Source organism: Streptomyces sp. NPDC056486, from assembly GCF_042795295.1.
Classification (GTDB): domain Bacteria; phylum Actinomycetota; class Actinomycetes; order Streptomycetales; family Streptomycetaceae; genus Streptomyces.
On the sequence record NZ_JBHTSF010000234.1, the window covers coordinates 1 to 10,977 of the forward strand.

Genomic DNA, 10,977 nt, shown 5'->3' on the forward strand with positions numbered 1-10,977 from the left:
GCCCGCGGGCAGGGGCAGTGCGCCGAGCAGCTAGCCGGCATCGCCGCGCTGCGGCTCAGGGGTGAGGAGGGGGGACGGGGGCGTATAGCTCACCCCGTACACGCGGGCGAACCGGTTGGCGGGTGCCGCCGACCCGCCGAGCCGCTCGAGAAAGAACGCACGCGCCATCGACTCCATCTGCTCACCGCTCACATACACGACCCACCTGTTGGACGCGGCGTTGAAGCGCGCCGCCTCCACCGCCGACTCCAGACCAGCGGCGGGCCCACGGTGCAGCCGCCCGCGCAGAGCGAGGAACCGCCTCAGCGCGTCCAGATCCGAGCGGCGCAGGCCTACCTGCTGCAGCCCGGGCGAGGGAGCCTCGACGGCCGGCGGAGCCGCCCGCGTCCGCGCGTACAGGAGTGCGTCCCACCCGTCGTCCGTCAGCTGCACCGCCCACGGGACCGCCCGGCCGCTCTTCACCGAGAGCTCCGCCCGTTCCGCACGGGGAGCCACCCGGACCAGCCCGAGTTTCACCAGGGGGCCCGTGGTGCGTTCGTCGAGGCCGGGCCCCGCCACGACCCATCCATCGGTCGTGCGCTGCACGTCAGCCACGCGTTGCAGCAGCGTGTAATGCCCAGCCGAACGCCGCATTCCTTGCCCCTCCCGCCGAACAGTGCGTTGCCGCGACGCTAGCGTGCACCCCTGCCCGAAGGGGCGTTGTTGAGATGGTCTACGCCTCGAAATCGCGGTCGATGCCGATGTGCTGCGTCGGTTTCAGAGTGGCGTAACTGGCTACTCGATCAACGCGATAGCACAGCGCTGTGCAACGTAGGCGCCGGTCGGTTGGGACCAACAGCCACCGGCGCCGCCCCCTGCACACCATGCACGGAGTCAGCAAACTATGGCCATGGATGTGGGGGATCTGCGATGCTCACCTCATCGGCGGTCCTGTCGGCCCGACAGGTTCTGCCTAAGTAAATGAGAGGTAGAGCAGGTGGCTTCCTCGTCGGAATCTCTCAACACGACGGCACTGAATCCTCATCAGAATACCGATCAGCAAACCTCCGACGGTGACTGTGCGGATGAGGCTGCCGAGATCAAGGCGCTGCGCACCGAGGTCAACGACCTGCATCGCGCCATGGAGTCCCATCCGTCCATAGATCAGGCGCGGGGCATGCTGATGTCGCTGGGGCCGTGTACCGCGGACGAGGCGTGGGAGATTCTGGTCGAGGTGTCGCAACACTCCAACACCAAGCTGCGGGCAGTGGCGGAAGAGCTGATCGCCACCACGGAGGGCGAGCCGCTGCCGGACCCGGTCCGTGTGGCTCTCAGCAAGGCGCTGGCAAAGCGGTAGGAAGCTGCGGGCCGGCATCCGGCCCTTCACGAGTGCCCAGGACCCTCGTTGGAGCGTCCTCTACGGTGAGCCCCTGCCACACGCCTCCGCGCTCCTGGTCATCGACATGCAGAACACCCCGGTTGCCATCGCGTACCGGGGTGGAGGCGGGTACCCAAGGGTGGCGAGTGGTGCCTGAACTCAGGCCAGCCGACGATGAGTTGGTTGCCCACAAGGCCAGCCAAGACCAGCCCGGACAGCTTCCTCGGCACGGATCTCGACAAGACCCTGAAAATGCTGGGAGCCACCGAGGTGGTCGCGGCCTGCAAGTCGCGCGGCGCGACATACGGGAGCACCGGTCGGTGGCCGGCTGCGAGCCGGGAGGTCAGGCCACCGACCGGTGAAGCGCTACGTGGACCGTCAGGCCTTCAGCTCCGCGAGGTCGGCGGCGTCGAGGCGCAGCCCGGCCGCGGCGAGGTTCTCGGCGAGGTGCGCGGGCGAACCGGTGCCGGGGATGGCCAGCATGTTCGGTGAGCTCGCGAGCAACCAGGCGAGGGCGACCTGCGCGGTCGTCGCTTCGTGCCTCTTGGCGACCTGTGCGAGGCGGTCGTGCTCGATCGGATCGAATCCGCCACCGAGCGGAAAGAACGGCACGTAAGCGATGTGGTGTTCCACGCAGCGCGCGAGCACGGCGGCGTCATCGTGACGATGCACGTGGTACTGGTTCTGCACCGCGGCGACCGGCGCGACGCCCCGCGCCTCGTCGAGTTGAGCCACGTCGACGTTGCTGACCCCGAGGTGGCGGATCAGGCCCTCCTCGCGCAGGTCCGCCAGTGCCGCGAATCGGTCGGCCACGCTCTCGCCGCCCGGCTTGTTCATTCCCCCGACCCGCAGGTAGACGAGGTCGAACCGGTCGAGACCGAGGGCGCGCAGGTCCTCGGTGACGAGGCCGCGCAGCTGCTCGGGTCCTGCCTGGCCGGTGGGCATGCCGTCCGCTCCGAGCAGCGGACCGACCTTCGTGGCGATCAACAGCTCGGCCGGGTAGGGCGCGAGCGCCTTGCGGATCAGTTCGTTGGCGCGTACCTCACCCCGGACGTAGAAGCCCGCCGTGTCGATGTGGTCGACACCCCCGTCGACTGCCTGCCGCAGCACCGCGATGCCGGTCTCCGGGTCGCGTGCGGGACCGGTGAAAGTGCCCATGGGGAGCCGCATCGCGCCGAAACCGAGGCGGTTGACGGGGCGGTCGCCACCGAGCATGAACTGGCCGCTCGCTGCGGCCGTGATCTGAGTAGTCATGTCCCCACTCTCGGCCCGCGAGGACCATCGGCAGGCCATATGGCAACGTGTTGCCACCGTCATGAGCGAGACTGGCAGGGTGACCGACCACACCACGCTGACGGTTCATGGCGAGAGGGAGTTGGCCGCGCGGACCGCCGTGCTGTTCGGCGAGACGACGCGGGAGTTCTTCTGCGCCGCGAACGACCTGCACACCTGGACGCGGCCCGAGGCGAGAAAGGCGATGGTGCGCCGCCTGCGCCCCCGGGCCGCTGAAGGTGTGGCCGTACGCAAGCTCTATACACCGGCCGTACTCGCCGACGAGGAACAGCGGCTGCACCTGTTCGACGTCGCGGACGCCGGTGGGCAGGTGCGGGTGCGTGCCGCGAACCTGCCGCACGAGACGATCATCATCGACCGCCGGGTGATGATCCTGGCGGGCCGCAACGGCGCACGCGGTCGCGAGTTCACGATCACGACCGCACCGGCTCTCGTCGGGGGTGTGCACGCCCTGATGTGTGCCACGTGGGATGCCGGCACCCCTCTCGCGGACTACTTGCGGAGCGAGACCGAGGGCCTGGACGCCGACTCCTTCACCGTGCTGCAGGCGCTCGCGGCAGGGCTCACCGACGCTGCGGGCGCGCGCCGCGTCGGGATGTCCGTACGGACCTACCGCAGGCGGGTCGCCGAGTTGATGACCGCGCTGGAGGCGGACTCGCGGTTCCAGGCGGGCGTCAACGCGAACCGACTCGGCCTCACCGGCGACTGATCCCGGTCACATCCCTGGTCAGCGCGTCCATGAAGAGGTCGATGAGCGGGCGGGCCTGCTCTTCGGTGCCGTGCTGCGCGGAGTAGGCGATGCCACCCATGAGGAGCAGGACATTGTCGGGGGCGACGTCGGTTCGCAGGCTGCCGTCCCGTGCACCGGCCGCGAGGAGCGTGGCGACGGCGTCGGTGAGGAGCGTGCGGCTGTCGGAGTACGGGTCGATCCCGGAGGCGATGACCGCGTTGAGGGCTTCGGACATGCCGCTCTTGGCCGTGGCGTAGCGGATGAAGTGTTCCATCCACATCCGGGTGGCCTCGGCAGCCGGGTGGCTGGCGAGGAGGTCGTCCACCTTCTCGCACACGTCGGTGAGCTGGCGTCGGTAGGCGGCGTCGATGAGGACTTCCCGAGTCGGGAAGTGCCGATAGAGCGTGCCGACACCGACGCCCGCCTGCTTGGCGATGGCGGCCGGCGCGGTGTCAAGACCCTGTTCGGCGAAGGCCTGCGCGGCGACCTCGAGCAGGCGCTCCCGATTCTGCAGCGCGTCACTCCTGGTGCGGCGAGGTGTCGCGGGCATACAGGTTCCTTCGTGTGGGTCGCCGGTTGCTTTCCGGAATGTGTTCCGCTTAACCTCTAAGCGGAATACGTTCCGGTAACACCCTACTCCAGGAGCATCTCGTGCCCGCTCTCTCCGACAAGGCCGTACGTCACTGGTTCATCACCGGAGCCTCCGGCGGTCTGGGGCGCCACCTCACCGAGCTCGCCCTCCGCAATGGCGACCGCGTCACGGCGACGGTCCGCCGACCTGCGGCTCTGGATGGCCTGCGCGAGACGTATGGCGACCGGCTGACCGTCGAGATCCTCGACCTGACCCGGCCGGCCGACGTCGACCGGGTGGTCGCCGGGACACTGCGGTCCGGTCCGGTGGACATCGTGGTCAACAATGCCGGATACGCGGTCGTGGGCGCCGCCGAGGAGATGACCGCCGAGCAGATCCGCGACCAGATCGAGGTCCTCCTGCTCGCCCCGATGATGATCACCCGGGCCTTCCTGCGGCCGATGCGGGAGCAGGGCGGAGGCCGGATCATCCAGATCTCCAGCGTGGGCGGCCAGGTCGGCATCCCCACCCACAGCTCCTACCACGCGGGCAAGTGGGGTCTTGAGGGCTTCACCGAGAGCGTCAGCCGCGAGGTCTGCGACTTCGACATCCACCTCACTCTGGTCGAGCCAGGCGCGACCCGCACCGGCTTCGCATCGGCCCTGCACTACACCAACGAAACGGCCGCCTACCGCGACAACGCCGTCGGCCGGACCAGGCGCTACCTGGAAACCGCCGACGAGAGCGCATTCACCGGCGACCCGGCCAAGCTGGCCGCCACCATCCACGCCACGACCCGCCACCCGAACCCGCCCCTGCGCCTGGCACTCGGCTCCGACACCTATGACGCGATCCACGCAGCACTCACCGAACGCCTGACCACACTCGAGGCGCAAAAGGACCTCGCCGAGTCGGTGGCCTTCGCCCACTGATCCGGCCCACCGGCACGACACGTCGATGAGCCTTGCCGCGACCGCAGCCTCGCGCCTACTCCCTGAGGCCCAGCGTGATCGTCATGTAGGTCTCCCCGGGGTCGGGCGGGCGTATCCAGGACATCGACTCGAAGGAGTGCAGTCGGCCCTCGGTGAGAGCGAGGCGCGGCAGGGCGACGCCGTACCGATCGGCGATGGCATCCAGGGCGCGGGCGACTGCGGCCGCCTGGGCGGTCGTGCCCGGGGTGTCGAAGCCAAGGGAGGCCGGGGCCAGTTCGGCGGGAACGGCGCCGGAACTGTCCTCGATGACCCCGTCCCGCACCGTGAACGCGTACAGCGGCGTCCCGTCCTGGGCGACCGACACATGGAAGACCGGGGTCTGCCATCGCGATTCGCTCCACACCACGATCGCCCGGCCGCCGCCGGCAGAGGCGGCCGTCGCGGGGGAGACGAAGCGCTCCGTGGAAAACGCGGTGGACGGGGCATCGTCGAATCCGAAGCTCCACCCCGCTGCGGCCCGGCCGACCCTCAGCAGCGCCTTGTCCTCGTAGCTGGAGAAGGCCCGCTGATCGGGGCGGTGATGACGGCTGACATCCCAGCGTTCCAGTGGCGGGGAGAGGGCCGTATCGGGCGACGAGCCGAGTAGGGCGGGCAGGTTGTCCGGGGCGACTCCTTCGACAAGGACCATCCGGTAGTCGCACGGTGATGACTGACCCGGTCGCAGTCCTTCGGGGCGCGCGAGCCAGGACAGACCGTCCGGGTCCTGGTCGCAGGCGGGAGTCGGAGCCGGGCCGCTCTCGCCGCCGCGCGGAGTTGCCAGCAGCTCCAGGCGCCGCGCGGCGGTCAGCACAGGGGCGAGCACAGGGTCGACGAGCAGGCCCACCGGGGCGATGTGGTGAGGGCCCAGCGGCTCCCACAACGGGATCGCGGCGGACAGGACCCGCCAGGCGGCGTCGGTGTCGCCCCAACGGGCCAGCTCACGGGCCTCGTCGACGGCCTCGCCGAACCTGCCGCCGGGCCGGTAGCGGTAAGTCCCCTCGCTCATCTCGCGCCGGATGTCCGACGCGGTCTGCCAGATGTCGGGGAAGCGGTCGGAGTCGGCAAAGTGCCAGTCCTCCGTGTAGGAGCCTCTGTCGAGGAGCTCGGCGGTGTATAGGGGGAGCAACTCGGTGAGGAAGCGGGGGTCGCTGGGGTGCGGCGGCCGCCGACCGCCCCCGCGTGGCCCGCCCAGCTGTCCGATCTGGTGCAGGAGGTCGTCCGCGTGCGGCCGACCGTACCGCTGGGCTTCCACAAGGAGCAGCGCCGCCTCTTCGTGACGACCGCGCAGTGCCGCGGTCCGGGCCCGGGCCACGGCGGCGTCCTGGGCGCGGGTGGTCTCGTTGGCGAACGCGGGGGCACTCTCCTGCCTGTCCCGGCCGGCCTCGAGGTTGTGGAACTCTTGATGCATGGCGACCATGAACGCCGCGAACGACGGATATCGCGCGGGGTCCTCGGCCCGCCAGGACGCCCACACCCGCACCGCCCACTCGCCGTCCGGTCCTACGTCCTCCGGGTCGAGCAGTACGTAGGTGGCGTCGGATTCGACGTCCAACTGGAGTCCGCGCGACCAGAGGCCGACCTGCGCCCGTGTCTCCTCAGGGTTGTCCTCTTCGTCCCAGAACTCGTCGTAGTCCCCACCGAGGCCGCTCGCATTCTCGTGCCAGTGGGCCTCGCGTGTGCCGGCCAGTGTCCAGACGAAACCGCCCGCGTGCCGCCAACCGTCGCTGACCCGCAGGAAGTCCTTGAAGGACGGCGGCATTTCGCGCCCGAGCCGCGTCTCCATGGCGACGATGTCCGTCTCGGCGGCAGATTCGTTGCCAAGCCGTCTGCGCCGCCGGTCCTCGTCGTCGTCCGAGCTCAAGGCCTTCAAGTCGCCCTGGGCGTCGGCCCATTCCTCGCTCCAACGAGTGAGGAATGGGCGCCAGTCGAATGTCGTCGCGTCCATACCGATGATCCTTGCACCCGGCACTGACAGTCGCCCTGACCCTGTCGGGCGACCGGCGGCGTCCGGTCGCGACCGGGACCCTCACCCGGCCGCCCGGCTCCTCTGTGAGCATCGTGCTCCCGACGGAGGCGCGCAGCTCAGGAGGCCGGAATGCGCACGTGGCAGGAGTGGACCGCAGCAGTGCGGCTGTTGTGGCGGGCCGGACCCCGGCACACGGTCGCACTCGCCGTGACCGTGGTCTGCGGGGCGCTCACAGGGCCGCTCATCGTGGTTGCGACCGGCCGGCTCGTGGGTGCGCTGCCCGGAGCCGTGAAAGCGGGCGCGGGGTCGGCCGAGGCAAGGGAAGCACTGGTCGTCCTCACCGTGTTCGGTGCGCTGACCCTCCTACGCACGGGACTGCGCGCCCTGGACAGCGGCCTCGCGGCGGTGCTGCGACTGCGGGCGGCCAGCGTGGTGGAGGACCGGGCCATCGCGGCCGGGACCGGACCGGACGGCATCGGACACCTCGAAGAGCCGGGCTACGCCGACACGCTGCGCCTGGCCACCGAACCGGGCACCCGGCCGGACCAACTCGCCCTGCTGCTCCCCGAGATCGTGCGTCCGAGGCTCGAAGGAATCGGTCTGCTCGTCCTGTTGGCCCCGCTGGCCTGGTGGGCGCCACTGCTGCTCGGGCTCGCGGCGGTGCTGACCTACCGCTCCTATCTGCGCCTGTCGCGCCAGGTGCACGGCAGCATGGAGTCGGCGAGCGCGGTGATCCGAAGTGCGGGCTACCTGCGGTCGCTCGCCGTGGATCCCGAACCCGCCAAGGAGATACGTGTCTTCGGGCTCGGTGACTGGCTCGCCGACCGGATGACGGCCGTCTGGCAGTCGGGCATGGCCCGGGTCTGGGCCACCCGCGGGACGGCCGCGCGGCGCGCCTACGGCGCGGTGGGGTTCGTGGTGTGCGCGGAGGGCGCGGTCCTGGGGTACGCGGCCTTCGCCGCCGCGCGCGGCGACCTCGGACTCACCCAGCTCGTGATCAGCGCCCAGGCGGCGCTCGCCCTGCCCGCACTCGGCTGGGTCGGCGACGACGACCTCATGGTGCGCGATGCGCTGCTGGGGTTGCGCTCGCTTGCCGCGCTGGAGCTGCGGGGGACCGCCGACAGCAGCGCCCAGGCCCACGGGCCGGGGAGCGCTCGGGCCGACGGCCGGAGGACAGCAGCCGGAAACGGCCACACGAACGGCCGGGCTCCGGCAGTCCGCCACGGCATCGCCTTCGAATCCGTGGACTTCACTTACCCCGGCACGCACAAACCCGTGTTGCGCGGGCTCGACCTGGAGATCCCGGCCGGGTCCTCCGTGGCGATCGTCGGGGCGAACGGCTCCGGCAAGACGACGCTGATCAAACTCCTCGCGCGGCTTTACGAGCCGGACGCCGGGCGCATCACGGCGGACGGCGCGGACGTGCGGGCGGTCGGCGCGCGGCAGTGGCGCCGAGGAATCTCCGTCGTCTTCCAGGACTTCGTGAAGTATCCCCTGACGCTGCGCGACAACGTGGCGATGGGCGCCCCGGACATCGGCGGCGACGCGCGCGCACTGGAGCACGCCCTGGAACTGGCGGACGGCGCCGAACTGCCCCAAAGGCTCGGAGCGGGCTGGGACACCGTGCTCTCCCGGCAGTTCGCGAACGGCGCCGACCTGTCCGCCGGCCAGTGGCAGAGGGTCGCGCTCGCCCGAGCGCTCCTGGCCGCGCGGTCGGGGGCCGTGCTCGTGCTCGACGAGCCGACCGCGCATCTCGACGCGCGGGCGGAGGCCGACTTCTTCGACCGGTTCCTGACGGTGAGCGGGGGCGCCACCACGATCCTGGTCTCACACCGCTTCTCGGGCGTACGCAAGGCCGGCCTCATCCATGTCATGGACGGCGGCCGGATCGTGGAGAGCGGCACGCACGACGCGCTGATGGCGCTTGGCGGCAGGTACGCGCGGATGTACCGGTTGCAGGCGGATCGATTCGTCGATGACGACACGAGCCCCGGTGGTGGTGAAGGCGGTGTCACTGCCGCCCGTGGACCCGCGACGGCGCCCCGGCGGCCCACGCCATCGGATGCCGCGCGACCGGCGGAACGCGTGGTGCGGGAACAGCCGGACGGCGCCGACCCTCCTGAGGTGTCCGAACGCGGTTGGCGCGGCGTGCTCGACGCGCTGCGCACCCTGATCGGCGAGTCCTTCAGGGAGTCCTGGAAACTCGCCGTGCTCGGGCTGCTGCTCGTGCCCGCCGCGGCCGGACTCGCGGCCCTGCAGGCCCTGTGGCTTCGGTCCATGGCCGAGGGCGCACAACAGGAGCTGCTGGAATCCACGGTGACGGCGGCGCTCCTGCTGGTGGTGAGCCTCGGTGTGTGGGAGGCGGTCGAGCTGGCGGCCATCGGGGCCAGGATCGGGCTCAGCGAGCGGGTGGGCTTCGCCTTCGACCGGTTGCTCGCCCGGCTCGCCGCGGGCATCCCCGGACTGCGCCACCAGGAGTCACCCGCGTTCCAGGACCGCCTCCACCTGCTGCGCGACCGCACCCTGGCCATGGGCGCCCTGCTCAACTGGGTACTCAACCTGCTCGAACAACTCGGCGGCTTTTTGGTGACAGCAGCCCTCCTCGCCACCGTCCACCCCGCTCTGCTGGTGCTGCCGCTCATCGGGGCCATCGCCCTGCGCCTGCAGATCTCCGCCCGCGGCGTCATCGCCCGCGCCCAGGAGACCACGGCGGCCGACTACCGCCTCGCCGCGCGTCTGGCCCGCCTCGCCACCTCGCCGGATGCGGGCAAGGAGCTGCGCGTCTTCGAAGCGGGGCATGAACTATGGGCCAGGGTAGGCGAGTTGCGCAGCCGCGCGGACGACGTGACGAGCCGCGCACAGTGGCGGTTCGCCGTCATCGGCTGCGCGGCCGGGCTGCTCAACTCGCTCGGCCTGATCGGTGCGGTCGCCTTCGTCGTGCATCTCGCGGTGACCGGTCACACCGGCCTCGGCGCCGTACTGCTCGCCGTCGTGCTGGCCGGTCGGTTCACCGGCCACGTCGGCGGACTCGTACAGGCCACGGGGGCCGTCGTCGAACTCCTGCAGAGCGCCGAGCGGTTGCGCTGGCTGCGGACGTACGCGGAGCAGGCGAGCCTGGCGCCCGCGGTGACCGCCGCTGCCCCCGCGGCGGTCTCGGGCGCCCCTTGGGCACCGGTGCCGTCGAGGCTGCGGCAGGGCATAGCCGTCGAAGGGCTGTCCTTCCGCTACCCGGGCACCGCGGTGACCACGCTGCACGACGTCGAGCTGCGGCTGCCGGCCGGGGGAGTGGTGGCCCTGGTCGGTGAGAACGGCTCCGGGAAATCCACCCTGGTCAAGCTGTTGTGCCGGATGTACGAGCCGACGCTGGGCCGGATCACGGTCGACGGGATCCCTCTCGACGCCCTCGACCCGGAGCGGTGGCGCCAGCGGCTCGGTGCCGCCTTCGAGGACTTCGTACGCTTCGAGTTCGCCCTGCGCGAGACGGTCGGCGTCGGGGATCTGCCGCGGATCGCCGACCCGCGTGCGGTCGTCGGCGCTCTCGGCCGGGCCGGCGCCACCGACTTGCCCGGCACGCTGCCGGACGGCCTGGACACTCAGCTGGGCAGCCGATGGGAGCGCGGGGTCGACCTGTCGACGGGCCAGTGGCAGAAGCTCGCACTCGCGCGCGCCCTGATGCGTCCGGCGCCCCTGCTCCGCATCCTGGACGAGCCGACCGCGTCCCTGGACGCGGAGACCGAGCACGTCATCTTCGAGCGCTACATCGAGGCGGCCCGCAGCCCCCGCCCCGACGGCGGCCGCCCTGACACGGTCACGCTGCTGGTCTCGCACCGCTTCTCGACCGTACGCGGCGCCGACCTCATCGTCGTACTCGACCACGGGCGCGTGGCCGAGACGGGCGGTCACGAGGAATTGCTGGCGCACGGCGGCCTCTACGCCCAGATGTACGGGCTCCAGGCGCGCGCCTACCGCTGAGGAGATTGACGACACAGAAGGAGCGGCGGGCCGGGGCGGGGGGGCCGTGTTGTGTGTGGGGGGTGGGAACAGAGGTTCCAGGCCACAGCTAATGGGGCGCGGGGGGCAGCGGGATAA

Annotated in this window: 8 protein-coding genes; 4 read left to right on the top strand and 4 right to left on the bottom strand. The window is 70.9% G+C overall.

Annotated elements, in window-relative coordinates; translation table 11 throughout:
• Nucleotides 1–30 precede the first annotated feature (30 nt).
• The gene (locus tag ACFQ7F_RS43040; RefSeq protein ID WP_383284181.1) at nucleotides 31–594 is read right to left on the bottom strand and encodes a DUF6417 family protein; all 564 of its coding nucleotides are present in this window, start codon (nucleotides 592–594) and stop codon (nucleotides 31–33) included.
• A gap of 382 nt (nucleotides 595–976) precedes the next feature.
• Here ACFQ7F_RS43040 and ACFQ7F_RS43045 point away from each other — a divergent pair, with 382 nt between their 5' ends.
• Nucleotides 977–1,336 (top strand): ANTAR domain-containing protein, encoded by a 360-nt coding sequence (locus ACFQ7F_RS43045; RefSeq protein ID WP_383284186.1) that lies wholly within the window; start codon nucleotides 977–979, stop codon nucleotides 1,334–1,336.
• A gap of 399 nt (nucleotides 1,337–1,735) precedes the next feature.
• On the opposite strand, the gene ACFQ7F_RS43050 is transcribed toward ACFQ7F_RS43045, so the two are convergent.
• A complete protein-coding gene (locus tag ACFQ7F_RS43050) occupies nucleotides 1,736–2,611 on the bottom strand; it encodes an oxidoreductase (protein WP_383284191.1) in 876 nt (291 codons plus the stop codon).
• 79 nt (nucleotides 2,612–2,690) lie between these two features.
• Between ACFQ7F_RS43050 and ACFQ7F_RS43055 the strand changes: the two genes are divergently transcribed.
• Nucleotides 2,691–3,359, top strand: coding sequence for a DNA-binding response regulator (locus ACFQ7F_RS43055; protein WP_383284196.1), 669 nt, complete (start codon nucleotides 2,691–2,693; stop codon nucleotides 3,357–3,359).
• Here ACFQ7F_RS43055 and ACFQ7F_RS43060 read toward each other — a convergent pair.
• Nucleotides 3,346–3,930, bottom strand: a complete 585-nt coding sequence (locus ACFQ7F_RS43060; protein ID WP_383284199.1) for a TetR/AcrR family transcriptional regulator — start codon at nucleotides 3,928–3,930, stop codon at nucleotides 3,346–3,348. The genes ACFQ7F_RS43055 and ACFQ7F_RS43060 overlap by 14 nt on opposite strands.
• A 101-nt stretch (nucleotides 3,931–4,031) precedes the next feature.
• Here ACFQ7F_RS43060 and ACFQ7F_RS43065 point away from each other — a divergent pair, with 101 nt between their 5' ends.
• Nucleotides 4,032–4,883 carry an SDR family oxidoreductase gene (locus ACFQ7F_RS43065; RefSeq protein ID WP_383284205.1) on the top strand — a complete coding sequence of 284 codons (852 nt, stop codon included), beginning with the start codon at nucleotides 4,032–4,034 and terminating at the stop codon, nucleotides 4,881–4,883.
• A gap of 55 nt (nucleotides 4,884–4,938) precedes the next feature.
• Here ACFQ7F_RS43065 and ACFQ7F_RS43070 read toward each other — a convergent pair whose 3' ends face one another.
• Nucleotides 4,939–6,867 carry an SMI1/KNR4 family protein gene (locus ACFQ7F_RS43070; RefSeq protein WP_383284209.1) on the bottom strand — a complete coding sequence of 643 codons (1,929 nt, stop codon included), beginning with the start codon at nucleotides 6,865–6,867 and terminating at the stop codon, nucleotides 4,939–4,941.
• A 150-nt stretch (nucleotides 6,868–7,017) separates the two neighbouring features.
• Here ACFQ7F_RS43070 and ACFQ7F_RS43075 point away from each other — a divergent pair, with 150 nt between their 5' ends.
• Entirely contained in the window at nucleotides 7,018–10,860 is a 3,843-nt protein-coding gene (locus ACFQ7F_RS43075) for an ATP-binding cassette domain-containing protein (RefSeq protein ID WP_383284213.1), read from the top strand.
• Nucleotides 10,861–10,977: the final 117 nt, after the last annotated feature.